The following is a 17,536-nucleotide window of genomic DNA, read 5'->3' as shown; positions in this document are numbered from 1 at the left end:
CTGGAGTCAACTGGCTGGACCGCCCCCGCTCGCTTGCCACCGAGGATTTCGCCGCACATGACGCCCAACGAAGTCCAGCCCTCCGGGCATGCCCTCGATCGCCGACTTCCGCTCCTCATCGATCAGGTCGGGCCTGCCGGGGCCGGCTGCGGCATCGCGGTGGGCCCAGCCCCGGACAGCACCTGCGTGACCGTCATGCAGTGGGCCCGCGAGTACCTCTGCAACCCGCACCCCGACCTGGGGCGTCGCGGACCGGTCTGCCCGTACGTGCCGGCGTCCTTGGCCTGGGGGCGCTTCCACGTCGTCCCCTACCCGGCGGCAGACATGCCAAGGGCCGCTGTCGCCATGGCGGTTGAGCACTGCCGCCAACTGCTGCTTGCGCGGTCGGCGGAGCGCCGACGCGGCTCCACCAAGGGAGACGCGGCCGTTCACACCACCGTCCTGCTCACCTTTCCGGCACTGGACCCCGTCCCTGCGCAGGTCCTCGTGGAAGAGGTGCAGCATCGCGCCAAGACCGCGTTCGTCGAGCAGGGCCTCATGATCGGCGAGTTCCATCCCGGCCCCCCACCGGCTCCGGGGCTGCACAACCCGCACTTTCGGCCGCTGGCCAGCCCTGTCCCGCTGCTGGCACTGCGCCACATGGTCGCCGCAGACCAGCCGTTCCTGCGCAGCGACCCCACTCACCTGGCCGCCTACCGGCGCCGCTTCGGATCCGGCGCCCGCACGGCGCCCAGCGCAGCCCCACGAGAGCAGGCATGAGCCACACGTCGATGGACCCCGAAGAATTCCGGGCAGAAGCGCACCGCGTCGTCGACTGGATCGCCGACTACTGGCGCGAGCTCCCCAGCCGACCGGTCCAAACCGCAGTCAAGCCAGGCCGCGTCACCAGCCAACTCCCGCCCTCGCCGCCCGCCACCGCCGAGCCCTTCTCAGCGGTCATGGAGGACTTGGACCAGATCCTGCTGCCTGCCATGACGCACTGGCAGCACCCGTCCTTCTTCGGCTACTTCCCCGCGAACACCTCCGGGCCTTCGGTGTTGGGGGACCTGCTGTCCGCCGGGCTGAACGTGCAGGGCATGCTCTGGTCCACGAGCCCCGCGGCCACCGAGCTGGAGACCACCGTCTGCGAGTGGCTGCGCCAACTCCTGGACCTGCCCGGCGCCTACCGCGGCAACGGCGTCGTGCAGTCCACCGCGACCACCGCCTTCCTCATGGCGATCACCGCGGCGCTCAGCCGCGCCGGAGGAGCCGACTGGCGCCAGGAGGGCGACACCCGCGCCTACACCTGCTACACCTCCGATCAGGCCAACGTCATGGTGCAGCGCGTGTGCCGGGTCGTAGGCATCGGCGACCGGCGTCTGCGCCGCATCCCCAGCGACCCCACCACGCTCGCGTTGCAACCGGAAGCTCTGGAGCAGGCGATCCGCGCCGACCTCGCCGCCGGCCTGCGGCCCGCCATGGTGGTGGCCACCGTCGGCACCACGTCCACCTGCGCGGTGGACCCGCTGCCGCGGATCGGCGAGATCTGTGCCCGCCACGGGCTGTGGCTGCACGTGGACGCCGCCTACGCCGGCGTTGCGGCCGTGTGCCCCGAGTACCGCTGGATCCACGACGGAGTGGCGTGGGCCGACAGCTACAGCACCAGCCCGCACAAATGGCTGCTCACCGGATTCGACTGCTCCGTGCTCTGGCTCTCCGACCCGGAGCCGCTGATGCGCGCCACCTCCGCCGCGGCGGACTACCTCGACACCGACCCCGACGCCTGCCTGGACCTGGGCAACTGGCAGCTGCCGCTCGGCCGCCGGTTCAGATCCCTGAAGCTGTGGTCGGTACTGCGCTGCCACGGCCAACAGGGTTTGCGCGCACACATCCGCCGCGGCGTCGCCCACGCCCAGGCGATGAGCGAACATCTGCGCAGCGACGGGCGGTTCGAACCGGCCGCGCCGCAACGTCTGGGCCTGGTGTGCTTCCGCCTGCGCGCCGGCGACGCCGCGACCACCGCGCTGGCGGACCGGCTCAACTCCTCGGGCCGCATGTTCGTCACCACCACCCGCGTCAACGGCAGGGCCGCCGTCCGGCTGGCCGCCGGCGGACTGTTCACCCGCGACGAACACATCGACGAGGCATGGCGGCACATCCGCGCGACCGCGGACAGCATCCTGGCCGCCGACGTGACCCGTCACCGCTGTGACGGACGCACTTCCAGCCCTGACTCCACGAACCCGAAGGAAACTCGATGACCCGCGGCTACCGCCTGCTCGCCGACTATCTCACGCAGCTGTTCGAAATCGACGACCACCTGCTTCGGCCCGACGTCCCCCTCACCGATGTGGGCGTGGACTCCCTCGCGCTGATCGAACTCGGTATGCGCATCGAGGACGACCACGGCATCAGCCTCACCGGCCTGGACCCCTTCAGCACCCTCGCCGAGGCAGCCGATGCCCTCGACCAGGCCCTTGGTACCCCGGCAGCCGAAACAACCGCAAGCCCCGGTCCGGCACCCGCCATTCAAACGGGCGCTGACCGATGACATCCACCGCCGCACCCGACCGCGGCACCGAACAGGCCGTCGCCAACCTCCTCGTCCACCTCGCGACGCCGGCCGGACGGGCCGACCCCTACCCCGTCTACCAGGCCCTGCGCCGGCTCGGACCGGTGCTTCCCGCGCCCTGGGGCGGCGCGCTGGTCACCGACCACACACACGCCAAGGCCGTGCTCGCCGACACCAGCCTGTGGCCCGTACTGACCGCCACCTGGCATGACACCCACCGCCCGCAATGGCGCGAGAACCGGGCGCTGCGCTGCATCGCGGATTCGATCCTGCTCGCCGCACCCGAGGACCACCTGCGGCATCGCCGCGCCATGGGGCCGCGGTTCGCCCCCCGCGCCGCGGAGAACTACCGACCGCTGATCCGCGCCGCGGTCCACCGGTCCTGGGACGCGTGGCAGCGCCACCTCGACCACAACGGCACGGCCGATGTCGTCGACCTGGTGGCCCGGCCCGTACCCGCGGCCCTGCTGGCGGCCCTGCTCGGCGTCCCGCAGCAGCAGGCCACCACGTGGAGCAGGCTCGGGCAGCAGATGGTGGCGGCCGTCGACGTCATGCCGTCCGGGATCGACCTGCGCGCCGCGGACACCGCAGCCCGCACCCTCACCGCGGACCTGGACGCGCTGGTGCGCAAGCGCGAGGCCGTACCAGGTGAAGACCTCGTCTCCTGGTGCCTGGCCTGGAATGCCGGAGGCCTCACCCTGTCGCGTCACGAGATCGTGGAAAGCGTTGCCGCCCTCATCAGCGCGGCAGGCGACACCACCACCGCGACACTCGCGAACATCGTGTTGGGCCTGTGCCGGCACCCGGACCAGGCCGACTGGCTGCGCGATCACCCGGCGCACATCCCCCACGCGGTCGAGGAGTTCCTGCGCTGGGACCCAGCCACCCAGGCCACCATGCGCACCGCTGCGCGCACACAGTCACTCGCCGGGACGTCCCTGACGCAGGGCGACCCCGTGCAGGTCCTCGTCGGCTCGGCCAACCGCGATCCCGCGCTCACCCCTGAGCCCGACGCCCTCGACCTGAGCCGGGAGCCCGTTGACCACCTCGCCTTTGCCGCGGGCCCGCACTACTGCCTCGGCGCGGCCCTCGCCCGGGTGCAGGCTGCCGAATTCCTCACCGCCGCCCTCGACCGGCTCTCCGGGATCGAGCTCGCGGCACCCCCCACCTATCCGCGGCGATTCGCAGTGCGCGGCCCCGCAGCCCTGGTCCTGGCACGACGTCACTGCCCCCCAGGGCCAGGCCGCGCCGTTCGCACGAACAAAAGGCCCCGGCATTGACCGCGATCACCGCCCTGCGTGACAGGCATGCCCACGTTGCGCTCGTCAACGTTCCGCTGCACGGTCACGTCAACCCGACCCTGTCCCTTGCCGGGGAACTGGTGTCCAGAGGCCACCGCGTGAGCTACGCGACGGCCGGGGAGTTCGCCGACGAGGTCACCGCGGTCGGTGCCACGCCCGTCCTGCCGGCCTGCCCCCGACTGCGCTGGAACGGCGGCCTGGACAGGGGTTTCACCCTTGCGGCCGCGTACGCTGCCGCCACGCTGACGCCGCTGGTCGAGGCCTTCCGGAACGATCCGCCCGACGTGGTACTGCATGACGTCCTCGCGTTCGCCGGCCCCGCGCTGGCCGCCCGATGGCGGGTTCCGAGCATGATGCTCGCCCCCACCCACGTGCCGTATCAAGGGTGGCAGGAGGACATGGCCATCACCGAGGAGGTGATCAACGACCCTCAGATGACCAGGTTCGCGGAGGCCTGTGCCGTCCACGGCATCCCGGTTCACCCGGACCGTCTGCTTCGTCCACCCGCGCGAGCCATCGCGTTCTTCCCCCGCGCGTTCCAACGCAACGCCGCCACCCTGCGCGGGCAGTGCACGTTCGTCGGCCCCACCACCGCAGCGGCACCGCCCGCCGGACTGCCCGCCCCGGTCCGCGACGGCCGTCGCACGGTACTGATCACCCTCGGGACGCTCTATCACGGTCGCGCCGAGTTCTACCGCGCCTGCCTCGACGGCCTCGCCGACCTGCCCTGGCGCGTCATCATGGCCGTAGGCCCCGAGCTGAACCCCGCCCGCCTGGGCCCTGTCCCCGGCAACGTGTCCATCCACGCGCGAGTGCCCCAGGCAGACATCCTCGCCACCGCCGACGCCTTCATCACGCACGCCGGCATGGGCGGCACCATGGAGGCGCTCAGCCACGCCGTCCCGCTCGTGGCCGTCCCCCAGATGCCCGAACAACGCGTCAACGCCCAGCAGATCGCCGCGCTGAACCTCGGCGTCCACCTGCCACCGGAGCAGGCCACCCCGTCCGCCCTGCGCAACGCACTGACCACGGTCACCACCGACCCGGCCATCGCCCGTGGCACCGCCGACATGCGCGAACAGATTCGACACTGCGGCGGCGCCAGGGCCGCAGCCCTCGCCGTGGAGGAACTCCTCGCCCGCTCCCTCCGCCCCCGGCCCACTGCCGCCCGCAGCCAGGGACACCTCGCCACGACAACTCGGCCCCCTACCTGAAACGAGCAGCTCAACGCCATGGACCGGTCCATCCTCCAGCCCGCCGACGAGCTCCTCGCCCACTGGCCGACGAGCGCGCCCGTCATCGGCATCGCCTTCACCTTCACCGGCGCATGCGATCTGGAAGCGCTGCGCGAGCGCGCAACCGAACGCTGGGGGGAACTGCCCCGGCTGCGCCAACGCCTCGTACCCCCCGCGACCAAACGCGGCCGCCATCTGTGGGAGCACGGCCCCCGGTTCCAACCCGGCGACCACATCGTCAGCAGCACCGGACCGACCGACTTCGCTGCCTGGCTGCACCGGACCGCGACGCAACCCCTGCCCGGCACCGCCCCACCCTGGCAACTACACCTGCGCTCGGCAGAAGGCGAGTTCACCCTCTTGCTGCGCGCCCACCACAGCCTGCTGGACGGCCGTTCGCTGATCACCCTGCTACGGCGCCTCCTCGACGCCGGCCTCACCGGTGAGGAAACGGCCCGCAGGTCGTCCCCGAGAGCCACCGCACCGGTACCCCGCGCCCGGGCCATCGCCCACGGAATCCGGTCCGCGCTCACCCCGGCGCGGCCTGTTCCACCACCGACCTCCCCAGGGCCGCACCCGGCCTACGCGACAGCGGAGGTCCCCCTCAAGCTCTTCAGGGCCGCCGCCCGCATGCTGCCGTCACACCTCACCACCCACGAGATCGCACTGGCTGCAACAGCCGGAGCTCTACGGCAGTTGCACCTCACGTACCCACCCGCGGCACGCCGACGCCCGGTGTTCGCGAGCCTTCCCGTCGACCTGCGCAACGCCGAGAACGCCGATGAACTGGGCAACCCCATCGCCAACCTCCGGGTGCCCCTCCCCGTCGACGTCGACGATCCCCGCGAACGTCTCGCCGCCTGCCAGGGGTTGGTGGCCCCGTTCGGCGCACTCGACAACCTGAAAATCCCGCTGGCCGTCCTGGGCGCCGCGTGCCGCCTCGGCCCCCGCATGGCCGCCCGTGTCAGCGCCCGCGGCACGGCGGCCTCCTACGTCGCGGCAACGTGTACCTACGTGCCCTACCGAAGCAGTGCACGCACCCTGTTCGGGCAACCCCTCGCCCGCCTCCACGGCTTTCCCCTCATCCCTGCGCCCGGTGCCTACTGCTTCGCCCTCTGCGGCGACACCCGCTCCTACACCGTCAACGTCCTGAGCAACTCACTGCCCGACGACGCCCGGCAGATGGCCGATGCCTTTCTGAGCCAGATGCACACCCTCGCCAACGCCGACCCCAGCGACAGACTCGGCGCACACGGGGACTGTTGATGCCTGCGGCCCTCGACCGAGGTCCACGACCGGTCGCGTGAACCATGATCGTCTGCCGGTGTGTCACAGCACAGCCATGCTGCTTGACGGGTGGAGTGGGGCCCTCCACACCGGCCCCGCCCGTCACGGGCAGAGAAGAGGAGCTGTGCAGACCAACCGGCGAGCAGTCCTGTGCGCGGCCACTGCCGCGGCCGTCTCCGCAATGGCCCCGCCGCTCCCGGGAGCAGGAACGGCCACCGCCGCGACGGCGGTGCTCGGCACGGACCGGGAGCCGGCCGCCTGGCGCGCCCTGGCCCGAGTCCTGAGCCCCGGCGCCCGCCTCTACCGGCCGGGGGATTCCGGTTACCCCTCGCAGGCCAGCGCGGACAACCAGCGCTACGCCTCCGTGCGCCCGGCCGGGGTGGTGGCCTGTGCCGTCGAGAAGGACGTCCAGGCGGCGCTGCGCTGGTGCACCCAGCAGGCCATGCCCTTCGCGATCCGCTCGGGCGGCCACAACTACGCCGGACACTCCACCACCGAAGGCCTGGTCATCAGCCTGCGACCGATGCACGACGTCCAGCCCGTGGGCCGCCGTCTGCACCTGGGCGGCGGCGCCACCAACTCCGATGTGTACGCCGCCCGTTCCGCGGGCCTGTACTTTCCCGGCGGCCGCTGCCCCGGCGTCGGGGTCGCCGGGCTCACCCTGGGCGGCGGACTCGGCTTCAACGACCGCAAGTGGGGCCTGACCTGCGACCGCCTCGCCGAGACCCGCCTCGTCCTGGCCGACGGATCCCTGGTGCGCGCCGCCGCGGACGAGAACGCCGACCTGTACTGGGCATGCCGCGGCGGCGCCGGCGGCAACTTCGGCATCAACACCGCCTTCGTCTTCGACGCCGTCCCCGTCGACCGACAGCGCGCCACCGTCTTCGACCTCACCTTCCCCCTCAAAGCAGGCCCGGCCGTCACCGCCGAACTCCAGCACCTCCTGGACACCGACCGCACCGACGACCTCGACGTGCGCATCGGCTTCAAGCACGCCGGCAACGGCACCACGACCGTGGTGGTCCTCGGGCAGCGCCTGGGCGCCGAGGACGCCCTGCGCCGCCTCCTCACCCCCCTCCTGCGCCTCCGCCCCACCACCGCCTTCCTCCAGGAGCGCGGCTTCTGGTCCGCGCAGGACTACCTCATGGAGTCCCCCGGCAAGAAGGACTGCTACGCCTCCCGCTCCCTGGTCCCCAACCGGTGGCTGACACCCGGCGACGTCGAGCACATCACCGAGTGGACCCGCGCCTGGCAGCCCGGCCCGGCGCAGGCGACCGGCTACATCACCCTCTTCGCCATGGGCGGCGCCGGCGGCGGCCCGCGCCCCGACGAGACCGCCTACCCGCACCGGGACGCGACGTTCGTCATCGACATCGGCACCCACTGGAACCCCGGCACCCCACCGGCCGAAACACAACACCTCCTGGACCGGACCCGCACCGCCCACCACCTCCTGCGCCGCCGCCTGGGCACCGACGCCGCCTACGCCAACTTCCCCGACCCCGAGCAGCGCGACTGGCGCACGGCCTACTACGGGGCCAACTACACGCGCCTGCTCCACGTCAAGCGCCGGTACGACCCCGCCCGTCTCTTCCGCCACCCTCAGTCCATCGGCGCTCGCTGACCCCGGCCGGTCCGTGGCCGCCGCCCACGTGCGCCCCGGCGAAGAGCCGCGCACCCCTCAGGCGGGCTGCAGACCGAGTGCGGTGCGGGATTCCCCCACCAGGCGCAGCGAACCGAAGACGACGATCAGGCCGCCGGGGCCGGCGAGTTCGGCGGCCCGTTGCAGCGCCGACGGGGGGTCCTCGGCGGTCAGGCACGGTCCTCGACGACCGGGGGCGAGCTGAGCGTGCAAGGCGGTGGGGCTCGCGGCCTGGGCTGCGCCGGTGCGGGTGAGGACCAGCGGCCAGTGGGAGGGGAGCGGGGCGAGCATGCCGGAGACGTCCTTGTCCTCCATCGAGGCGAACAGCAGCACGGGCGGTCCCGCATGCCCGTTGCCACGGGCATGGAGCAGGATCTCCGGGGCTACGGTCGCGACCCCCTGCGGATTGGTGGCGCCTTCCAGCAGGACGCGGCCCGTCCAGCCGTCCAGCCGGGTCTCGACCAGTTCAAGGCGTCCGGGCCAGCGTGTGGCTGCCAGTCGTGAGCGGAGCTGCTCCCCGTCCGGCTCGCGGATGTGGCCGCGTTCGGCCATGGCGTCCACCGCGGCGACGGCGACCGCGAGGTTGTGGTGCTGGTGTGCCCCGGAGAGCGGGCAGGGCAGATCGCGGTGCACGGCGCGGGGAGTGGATACGTCGACCAGCGCCGCCGGGCCGTGACCGGCGGCGCGGGCGGTGTAGCGGACCTCGCGGTCCATGCGCCACACGGACAGTCCCGCCCGCTCCTGGAGGACCCGCTCAGCCGCGGTGGCCGCCTCGGGGGCCAGGCGTCCGAGAACGACATGGTCCCCGTCCCGCACGGCCGCGACCTTGGCCTGAGTGATCTGGGACAGGGAGGTGCCGAGCAGCCGGGTGTGGTCGAGCCCGATGCCGGTGACGACCTTCACATCCAGGCCGAGTTCCGCAGCCGCCGACCGACTCCCGCCGATACCCGCCTCGGCCACGGTCAGCGCGACCCCCGCCCGCCGGAAGTGCACGGCCGCGGTTGTCGCGTAGATGCCCTGGGCCAGGACGGGCAGGCCGTGCCGCTCGATCGCCTGCCAGACCTCGGAGAACGCCGCGGCGTACTCGGCGCGCGTCACGGGAACCCCGTCGATCCGGATCCGCTCCCTGGGCTCCTGCAGGTGTGGGCTGGGCATGCTGCCCACCCGTGCGCCGGTCGCGGCCACCGCCGACACCGCGAACGCGCACGTCGACCCCTTGCCGTTCGTACCGACCACCAGCATCCCGCGCAGTCCCTGCTCAGGACCGCCCAGCGCCGCCAGCAGGCCGGAGACGTTCGCCTGTCGCACCTCCCGGGGAAGCCCGTCGGGGTTCTCCTGCACCTTCGCGAGCATGTCGACACACAGTTGGTAGTCCACACGGCGGATCATGCCACTGAGCGCAATGGGTCGGCAGCAATGAGTGCGGTCCTCAGCCAGTGGGGAAGGAGTCCGGGGGTCCTGATGCGCTCGCGGATCCGGACGCCGGCCGGTTTGAGTGAAGTGGTGCCGGTCCAGGGGGCGTTGGCGTTGTATGTGCCGGGCTTGAACACGGCTCCGGAGCGTTCGTCGTCGGAGAAGTTCCAGTTCACCGGGCGGCGCTGCCCAGCTCGGCGGGGGCCTGATGACGGCCGTGATCTGTACGCCGTACTTCCCGACTGGTGGACCTCAAGCGGAAGCGCACCGGGCCGACGAGTGCCCGGGCGATAGTGACCGGTCCGGCGCACGGACAGGCTGGACGGAACCGCTCCGGTAGGGGCATGTCTCATATGCCTTGGGCGAGTTGGCCGAGGGCGTCCCTGCGAAGCCCGCTCAGCACGGCCAGCCGGTTCTCGTCGTGGATGCGACGCGTGGTGATCCGTTCCGGGTAGCAGCGCATGAACATGTTCGTGAAGTGGCTTCCGTAGTGCAGGAGCTCGTCGTGCTCGCAAGCGTCGCCGTCGCAGTCCGAGGAGAAGGGGCGGGCTACGGCGTTGAAGGCGGGCTCGTGAAAGTAGGCCAGCGCATACCGCTCCCGGTCGGCGAGCCGCACCTTGTGCGGTGTGGACAGCAGGGCTCCCCGCGTGACGAGCTGCATGATGTCGCCGGGGAAGACGGTGAGCGTGCAGGGGACCGGCGGGACATAGAGCCAGCGGTCGTCCTCCTCGTACAACCCGGCGGCGCTCTCGTCCGCCAGCCAGTTGCGGTTGCGGCGTTCGTCGGCGACCGGCGGCCGGACGAACAGCGCCTGCCCGACCGGGTCCTGGGCGGCGATGACGAGCAGTCCGTAGTCGGTGTGAGCGCCGATCCCGCGCTCGGCCGTGGCCGTGGCGGCCGGGAAGCGCAGTACGCGCATGTGGTGCCAGCCGGCCTCGGTCAGCCGGGTGAGCGCCTCCAGCGGCAGGCTGAGGCCGAGGGCCGTCAGGCGCAGCAACCGCTGCCCGACACCGGCGAGTTCGTCCATCCACGCCCGCATGGCCCGCCGGTAGTCCTCGTCCGGCCACGGGGTGGGGCCGTGGCAGGGCCAGCTCTGCCGGACCCGGGGATCGTCGGCGGGAATGTCGGGCGTGACCGTGAAGATCTCGGATCCGTCCTGCACCCCGTCGGTGACCTCCTCGCCCGAGGCGATGTATCCGCCGTAGCTGAGGTCGCTGACATGTCTGGCCTTGACCTGTGGGGGGAGGGCGAAGAACCGTCTGCTCGCCTCGTAGGCGGCGCCGATCAGGAGGTCCTGCCGGGCGGTGGTGGCGATCTGGAAGATGCCGTCCCGCTGCCACGCGTTGATCATCCGCTGGGCCAGCCCCGCGTCGGCCGTCGTGCCCGTCACCGAGTCGGGCAGGTGGAAGGTGGACAGGTCGCTCATGGCGGGATCTCCTTCTCGCGGATGCTGGGGCGTGGCCTCCCCGATGCCCTTCTGCACGCCGCGCGGTCGCGGCGGGTTCACAGAATCTCGACATCCGGCACACAACCGCGGGGCCGGTGGCCGTTGCCGGCCTCCAGCCCCGACGGTCCTTGGTGTGTGGTGGTCAGCTCGTGGGGAAGGAGTCCGGTGTCCTGATCCGCTCGCGGATCCAGACCCCGGCCGGCTTGAGTGAAGTGGTGCCGGTCCAGGGGCCGTTGGCGTTGCAGGTGCCGGGCTTGAACACGGCTCCGGAGCGCTCGTCGTCGGAGAAGTTCCAGTTCACCCAGCTGATCTTCTTGGCGGCCAGCAGATCGAGGTACTGCTGGCTGCGCGCGAAGTCGTTCGGGCCGTCGCCAGTGGCTTCCTGGGTGCCGAACTCGGTGACGAAGATCGGGATCCGATCCGACGCCCGGTCGAGAGCGTCCAGGTACTCCTGGTCGTGCGAGGCGGCGTAGAAGTGGAACGTGTACATGATGTTGGTGGCGTTGACCGGGTTGTTGACGACGTCGCTCTCGTCACGGCCGTCCGAGATGCCGAGCGAGCTCCAGCCGTGGGTGCCGACGAGGATCGGCGTGGCGGGGTCCTGGGCGCGGATGACCGGGATGAGCTGCTCGGCGTAGGACTTGATGCGCGACCAGCTGACGCCGTTGGGTTCGTTGGCGATGTCGTACAGCAGGTTGGTCTTGTTGCGGTGGCGCTGCGCGATCTCGGTGAAGAAGGTCTTGGCGCGGTCCAGGTTGTGGTGGGGGTCGCCGGGTGTGAGCTGGTGCCAGTCGACGAGGGCGTACATGCCGCGGGCCGTGGCCATCTCGATGAGCTGGTGGACCCGGTCGGTGAACATGCGCGGGTTGGTCTCGTAGCCGCCCTCCTGGACATAGAGGGAGATCCGCAGGACGTCGGAGTTCCAGTCGCCGGCGAGTGCGTCCAGGGAGGCGTCGGTCAGGCACTGGCTGTACCACTGCAGGCCGTGACTGCTCATGCCGCGCAGCTGGATGGGCTTGCCGTACTGGTTGCACAGCTTCACGCCGCACACCTTCAGCCGGCCGTTGACGGCGGCGGGTGTGCCGCCCGGTGTGCCGTCTCCGCTGCTCCGCGTGGTGGCGGTGAGGGAGCCGGAGGCCGGCGACAGGTTGCCCGCCGCGTCGCGGGCGCGGACGGTGAAGGCGTACGCCGTGCTCGGCGACAGGTTGCTCACGGTGTAGGAGGTTCCGGTCGTCGTGGCGGTCTGGACGCCGTCGCGGTACAGCACGTATCCGGTCACGCCCACATTGTCGCTGGACGTGTTCCAGGCGAGCGACACGCTGGTGGCGGTGGTGGCGGTGGCGTGCAGGCCGGTCGGGACGGTGGGGGCCGTGGTGTCGGCGCCGCTGTCACCGAGCTGCTTCCACAGTGCCGGGGTGGTGGAGGGCTCCCAGCCCGTCAGGGACGTGTGGCTCTGCAGGCATTCGTAGTCCTGGCCGCCGTAGGACACACGTGTGCCCGCGCTGTACCAGGTGTTCGGCTGCCATGCGGGGGAGGCGTCGATCTGGACGCTGCCGGTGGGCGCGGAGGTGGACGCGGCGGCTGTGGGGGAGGGGAGGAGGCTCAGGCCGAGAGCGGCGAGCAGGGCTCCGGCGAGCAGGATGGACAGGAGTCTGCGCATGCTGTCCTCGCGGTGGGGGGTTCGGTCAACTGACGGTGGTCTCGTCGACGTCGGGTCGGCGTCAGACCAGTTGGTAGCCGCGCAGGTTGCGCAGCAGCAGGTAGCAGTCCTGGAGCGACCCCGATGTGTCGCCCAGCGAGCGGTAGATGCCCCACTTGGGCCGCACCCGGTCCAGGAGGAACGTGTCGACGCCCGTCCTCGTCCCGTCGACGAGGGTGGCGCCGTCCTTGCGGAGGATCCAGCGCACGCTGCCCGCGGTGCCGTCGCCGATCTTCATCCGGAAGTCGACGTCGACCCAGGAGTCGTGCAGCGGGACGAGGTCGGTGCGGCCGACCAGGAGGTTCGACTCGAACAGCTTCAACTCGACGGTCTGCACCCCGTTCACCCGGCGCAGCGACATCACGGTGATCGGGGAGGTGCCGGTGCCGGGCTGCTTGGTCTGCATGATGTGGGTGAAGGACGTGGTCGCCTTCAGCGAGCCCGGGATGTACATCTGGTACGTCACCCGCCAGGTTTCGCCCCGCAGCCAGCGCAGATACGTGTTGCCGGACGTGCGCAGGCCGGTCACCTCCTGGCGTTGCCGGTCCGTGGAGGTGTCCCGGTCGGCCATGTGCATGGTGAACCGGTAGGTGTCGCCGACCGGGCGGATGTGCGGTTGGCCCGCCGGGTGGGAGTTCGCGCGGTCGTCCTCGATGGTCTCGAACGCGCCGAGACCGACGGCCGCGGGATCGGGCGCCCAGCGCAACGCCCAGGTGTCGGCGAGTGGTTCGGCGGCGGAGGCGGTCGGCAGCCGCAGTGCGGTCGGCAGAGCGGCCGCGGCGAGACCGCCGACCGTCGCGCCGAGCAGGCCCCGGCGTGAGGTTCCGCGGAGGTCGCCAGGGGGTCGGATCGGGGGCATCAGGGGTCTCCTTGCTGTGAGTCGGAGACTGTTAGGAAAGTTTCCTTACTGTTGCGGCAGAGTAGAGCTCTGACGGGACACGGTCAAGGGTGGATGTGATGGCGATGACGGGCCGATTCCGGGAAGCCGCCGCCAATGACCGCTGAAGGACAGATCATTGAGCGGCTGAAGGGCAGATCATTGAGCGCGATCCGGTCTGGGGAGCACAGCAGGGAGCCGCAGTGAGCACGAGCAAACCGCTTCGCCGGGAGGACAGTTGACGGACGACATGGACAAGCGCGCCGCACGGCAGTCCCCGCCGCCGGAGGCGGAGGGCATGGGGCGCCGGAGATTCCTCGGCTACGTATTGGCCGCCTCGACGCTGACCGTCGCCGCCGAACTCGGCGAGGCGGCACTCGCGCCGGACGAGGCGGCGGCCGTAGTGCCCTCCGTGCCGGGCCCGTCGGAGATCTACGACCTCAACGACATGCTCACGCATGCCGCGTTGCCGACGGCAAACCTGATCACGATCCGGATCGACACCGACGGCACCGCCACCTTCGCCCTGCCGCGCGCCGAGGTCGGGCAGGGCATCACGACCTCCAGCGCCATGCTGATCGCCGAGGAACTGGACCTGCCGCTGGAACGGATCCGCGTCACGCTCGCCGACGCGCGGCCCGAGCTGCTGTTCAACCAGCTCACCGGCGGATCCAACACCACGATCTCCACCTTCACCCCGATCCGGGTGGCCGCCGCGGTGGCCCGCGGCCGGCTGCTGGAGGCGGCGGCACTCCAACTGGGTGAAGCCGTCAGTACGTTGACGGCGAAGGCCGGTGTCATCACCTCCGCCCTGACCGGCAGGAGCCTCACCTACGGCGAACTCGCCGAGAAGGCCGCCGCAGTGACGACCGGTCAGGTCTCCGTCACCCTCAAGGAGGCAACGGAGTTCAAGGTCATCGGCACCGCACAGCGGCGCGTCGACGCACTGGAAGCGGTCACCGGGCGCAAGAAGTTCGCCATGGACCTCCAAGTGCCCGACGCCCTGCCGGCCATGGTCTGCCGGCCGCCGACGATCAACGGCACGGTGCGCTCGGTGGCGAACCTCGCACAGGTCCGCGCGATGCCCGGCATCACCGACGTCGCCGTCATCTCCACCGGGGTCGCCGTCCGCGGCCGTACCTTCGGGCAGTGCATCGACGCCGTGCGCGCACTGGAGGTGTCCTGGGGGCCCGGACCGGCCGAGGCGAAGAGCGACGACACCGTACGGGACGAACTGCGCCGGGCCGAACTGCCGCTGCTTCCGCTGGACTTGCTGACCAAGTCGGTCGACGCCCGGTTCACCTTCCACTTCGCCTCCAACAGCGCCCTGGAGACCAACTGCGCCATCGCCGACGTACGGCCGGACGCGGCAGAGATCTGGGCGAGCCTGAAGTCCCCGATCGTCGCCCAGGAGGAGATCGCGCTGAAGCTGGGGCTGCCCGCCTCCGCGGTCAAGATCCATGTCACCGAGGGCGGCGGCTCGTTCGGTCGCAAGCTCTTCCACGACGCCGCCGCCGAGGCCGCCGAGGTGTCGCGGGCGATGGGCAAGCCGGTGAAACTGATGTGGCACCGCACCGACGACTTCCGCCAGGGCCGCACCCACCCCATGTCCACCTCCCGGGTGCGCGCCACCTACGCGCTCGGCCAGGTGCTCACCTACGAGCAGCGGCACACGTCCGTGGCCACGGACTTCGGCCACGGCCTCGGCGAGATCATCACCGCCGAGGCGGCCCGGCTGCCCGTCGGCGACCTCACCTTCTCCGAGACGATCTTCGCGCTCACCCAGCAGACCCCGTACCACTTCGGCGTCGTGACCCAACTGCTGAGCGAGACCGACAAGGGCTTCAACACCGGCTCCATGCGCAACATCTACTCGCCCAACGTCCGCTGCGCGCAGGAGCTGGTGGTGGACGAGCTGGCCAAGCGCATGGGCAAGGACCCCTACCGGTTCCGCCGCGAGTTCCTGAAGGACGACCGGGCCCGCGCGGTGCTCGACAAGGTCACCGAGGTCGGCCAGTGGGGGCGCGCCATGCCCGCCGGCACCGCGCAGGGCATCGCGCTCCACCCCGAATACCACGCCTACGTCGCCGTACTCGCCGAGATCGACTGCCGCCCCGAGACCACCGGCCGCACAGTCCGCGACGGCTACACCGGCCCGCGCGTCACCAAGGTCGTCTGCGCCGTCGACGTCGGCCTTGCGGTCAATCCGCGCGGCCTGGAGGCCCAGATGATGGGCGGCATCGCCGACGGCATCGCGATCACCCTCAGTTCGGGTCTGCACCTCGACAACGGGCACTTCCTGGAAGGCAGTTGGGACAACTACTTCTACACGCGGCAGTGGAACACCCCGCCCGAGCTGGAGATCGTCGTCATGCCGCCCACCACCGGACAGCCCGGCGGCGCGGGCGAGTTGGCCGTGGCCGGGGCGATGGCCGCGGTGGCCTGCGCCTACGGCCGCGCCACCGGCACCATGCCGACGACCTTCCCGCTCAACCACGGCGAACCGCTCGGCTTCGAGCCGCTGCCCACCACCCCGCCGATCCCCGCGTCCCCCGCCGACGGCCTCGACCGCGCCTTCTAGGAGTCCCCGTGCCCGAACACACCTTCATCCTCAACGGCAAGCGGGTCACCGTCGACATCGAGGACGACGTACGGCTGCTGTGGGTCCTGCGCGACGCCCTCGGCGTCACCGGACCCAAGTACGGCTGCGGACTCGGCGTCTGCCAGGCCTGCACCAGCCACATCAACGGCAAGGCCTTCAACCCCTGCACGGTGCCGGTCGAAGACGTCGCACCGGACGACGAGATCACCACGATCGAGGGCCTGCCCGCCACCGTCGACCGTGACCTGCACCCGATGCAGGAGGCCTGGCTGGAGTACGACGTGGCGCAGTGCGGCTACTGCCAGCCCGGCCAGATCATGACCGCCGTCGCCAAGGTCCGCCAGGCCCGCGAGGAGGGCCGCGAGCTCACCGAGGCGGACCTCGACGAGATTCGCAACGTCTGCCGCTGCGGCACGTACCACCGCATACGGCAGGCGATCACGGCCGGGGCGAAGAGGTACTGAGGAGCCTGGCGCTGTGCAAGCAAGCCCGCTCGTCTTTTGTTCGTGAATGCGACTACTAAATAAAGTTACTATAGGGGTCGCCCTTACCGAAGAACAGGGAGCGCCTGCCCATGCCCCGTACGGAAGCGCACTTCACGCGGTACGTCGCACTCGGCGACAGCCAGACCGAGGGAGTCGGCGACGGCGACGACGAAACGGGACTGCGCGGCTGGGCCGACCGCCTGGCCGAGCACCTCGCGCGGTGCAGTCCGGGGCTGCACTACGCCAATCTCGCCGTCCGCGGCCGCCTGGCCGGGCAGGTGCACGCCGAACAGCTCACCCCCGCGCTCGCCCTGCGCCCGGACCTGGCCACCGTGGTGGCCGGCGTGAACGACCTGCTGCGCCCGGGCTTCGACGCGGACCAGGTGGCAGGGCACCTGGAGGCGATGTTCGCCGCGCTCACCACCCAAGGCGCGGAAGTGGTCACGTTCACCTTCCCCGACGTCGCCCGCATCACGCCGCTGGCCCGCCCCGTCGGCCCCCGCGTCGTCGCACTCAACGACCGCATCCGCGACGCGGCCCGCCGGCACGACGTCGTGCTCGTCGAGACCGCCCACCACGACGTCGTCACCGACCTCCGCCTGTGGAGCCCGGACCGACTCCACGCCAGCCCTCTAGGCCACCAGCGAATCGCCGCCGCAGTCGCCCACGCCCTCACCCTGCCGGGCAGCGACGACTCCTGGACCCACCCCCTGCCCACCCCCGCCGGCCGGCGCACCCCCCTCGCCGAACTCCACTGGGCCGCCACCTTCTTGGGCCCCTGGCTGACCCGCCGCCTACGCGGCCGCTCCTCCGGCGACGGCCGCACCGCCAAGCGGCCGGAAATGACACCCTGGCACGAGGACGTTCCGGGCACCGGGGAGGCGGCGTCCGCGACGCGGTGAACAACGTGCCGGAGATGCCGCTCGCCACCGGCACGTCGTGAGCGCACCGCGTATGTGCGTGTGGCAGGCGTCGGCCCGCTCCCAGTCCTCCTCGT

14 protein-coding genes are annotated in these 17,536 nt (G+C 71.2%); 10 read left to right on the top strand and 4 right to left on the bottom strand.

What is annotated here, in order from left to right:
* Positions 1–57: 57 nt before the first annotated feature.
* The 7 genes from AB0Q90_RS03365 to AB0Q90_RS03335 all read left to right on the top strand — a co-directional run bounded on the left by AB0Q90_RS03365 (position 58) and on the right by AB0Q90_RS03335 (position 7,998).
* Positions 58–759, top strand: coding sequence for a DUF6875 domain-containing protein (locus AB0Q90_RS03365; RefSeq protein WP_363158736.1), 702 nt, complete (start codon positions 58–60; stop codon positions 757–759).
* Entirely contained in the window at positions 756–2,240 is a 1,485-nt protein-coding gene (locus AB0Q90_RS03360; protein WP_363158735.1) for a pyridoxal-dependent decarboxylase, read from the top strand. Before AB0Q90_RS03365 ends, AB0Q90_RS03360 begins: the two co-directional genes overlap by 4 nt.
* Complete coding sequence (locus tag AB0Q90_RS03355; RefSeq protein WP_363158734.1) at positions 2,237–2,530, top strand: acyl carrier protein; 294 nt, start codon at positions 2,237–2,239, stop codon at positions 2,528–2,530. The genes AB0Q90_RS03360 and AB0Q90_RS03355 overlap by 4 nt, the downstream gene beginning before the upstream one ends.
* Positions 2,527–3,831: a cytochrome P450 gene (locus AB0Q90_RS03350; protein ID WP_363158733.1), complete on the top strand. Its 1,305-nt coding sequence runs from the start codon at positions 2,527–2,529 to the stop codon at positions 3,829–3,831. Before AB0Q90_RS03355 ends, AB0Q90_RS03350 begins: the two co-directional genes overlap by 4 nt.
* A complete protein-coding gene (locus AB0Q90_RS03345) occupies positions 3,828–5,066 on the top strand; it encodes a macrolide family glycosyltransferase (RefSeq protein ID WP_363158732.1) in 1,239 nt (412 codons plus the stop codon). Before AB0Q90_RS03350 ends, AB0Q90_RS03345 begins: the two co-directional genes overlap by 4 nt.
* A gap of 18 nt (positions 5,067–5,084) precedes the next feature.
* On the top strand, positions 5,085–6,353 hold the full coding sequence (locus AB0Q90_RS03340; RefSeq protein WP_363158731.1) for a wax ester/triacylglycerol synthase domain-containing protein: 1,269 nt from the start codon (positions 5,085–5,087) through the stop codon (positions 6,351–6,353).
* A gap of 145 nt (positions 6,354–6,498) precedes the next feature.
* Positions 6,499–7,998, top strand: coding sequence for an FAD-binding oxidoreductase (locus AB0Q90_RS03335; RefSeq protein WP_363158730.1), 1,500 nt, complete (start codon positions 6,499–6,501; stop codon positions 7,996–7,998).
* A gap of 57 nt (positions 7,999–8,055) precedes the next feature.
* On the opposite strand, the gene AB0Q90_RS03330 is transcribed toward AB0Q90_RS03335, so the two are convergent.
* The 4 genes from AB0Q90_RS03330 to AB0Q90_RS03315 all read right to left on the bottom strand — a co-directional run bounded on the left by AB0Q90_RS03330 (position 8,056) and on the right by AB0Q90_RS03315 (position 13,434).
* Positions 8,056–9,405 (bottom strand): bifunctional folylpolyglutamate synthase/dihydrofolate synthase, encoded by a 1,350-nt coding sequence (locus tag AB0Q90_RS03330; RefSeq protein WP_363158729.1) that lies wholly within the window; start codon positions 9,403–9,405, stop codon positions 8,056–8,058.
* 373 nt (positions 9,406–9,778) lie between these two features.
* Entirely contained in the window at positions 9,779–10,855 is a 1,077-nt protein-coding gene (locus tag AB0Q90_RS03325; RefSeq protein ID WP_363158728.1) for a 2-oxoglutarate and iron-dependent oxygenase domain-containing protein, read from the bottom strand.
* 163 nt (positions 10,856–11,018) lie between these two features.
* A complete protein-coding gene (locus AB0Q90_RS03320) occupies positions 11,019–12,536 on the bottom strand; it encodes a cellulase family glycosylhydrolase (RefSeq protein ID WP_363158727.1) in 1,518 nt (505 codons plus the stop codon).
* 61 nt (positions 12,537–12,597) lie between these two features.
* Positions 12,598–13,434: a Tat pathway signal sequence domain protein gene (locus AB0Q90_RS03315; RefSeq protein WP_363158726.1), complete on the bottom strand. Its 837-nt coding sequence runs from the start codon at positions 13,432–13,434 to the stop codon at positions 12,598–12,600.
* A 268-nt stretch (positions 13,435–13,702) separates the two neighbouring features.
* On the opposite strand from AB0Q90_RS03315, the gene AB0Q90_RS03310 reads away from it, so the two are divergent.
* From AB0Q90_RS03310 to AB0Q90_RS03300, 3 genes are all read left to right on the top strand, one after another.
* Positions 13,703–16,033 carry a molybdopterin cofactor-binding domain-containing protein gene (locus tag AB0Q90_RS03310; RefSeq protein WP_363159082.1) on the top strand — a complete coding sequence of 777 codons (2,331 nt, stop codon included), beginning with the start codon at positions 13,703–13,705 and terminating at the stop codon, positions 16,031–16,033.
* Between the two features lie 8 nt (positions 16,034–16,041).
* Complete coding sequence (locus AB0Q90_RS03305) at positions 16,042–16,518, top strand: (2Fe-2S)-binding protein (protein ID WP_363158725.1); 477 nt, start codon at positions 16,042–16,044, stop codon at positions 16,516–16,518.
* Positions 16,519–16,628: 110 nt separating this feature from the next.
* Positions 16,629–17,441: an SGNH/GDSL hydrolase family protein gene (locus tag AB0Q90_RS03300; RefSeq protein WP_363158724.1), complete on the top strand. Its 813-nt coding sequence runs from the start codon at positions 16,629–16,631 to the stop codon at positions 17,439–17,441.
* Positions 17,442–17,536 lie beyond the last annotated feature (95 nt).

It is taken from the genome of Streptomyces sp. NPDC079141 (assembly GCF_040686775.1).
Taxonomy (GTDB): Bacteria; Actinomycetota; Actinomycetes; order Streptomycetales; family Streptomycetaceae; genus Streptomyces.
The sequence above is the reverse complement of the archived record's forward strand: the minus strand, read 5'-3'. Positions and strand labels throughout refer to the sequence as shown.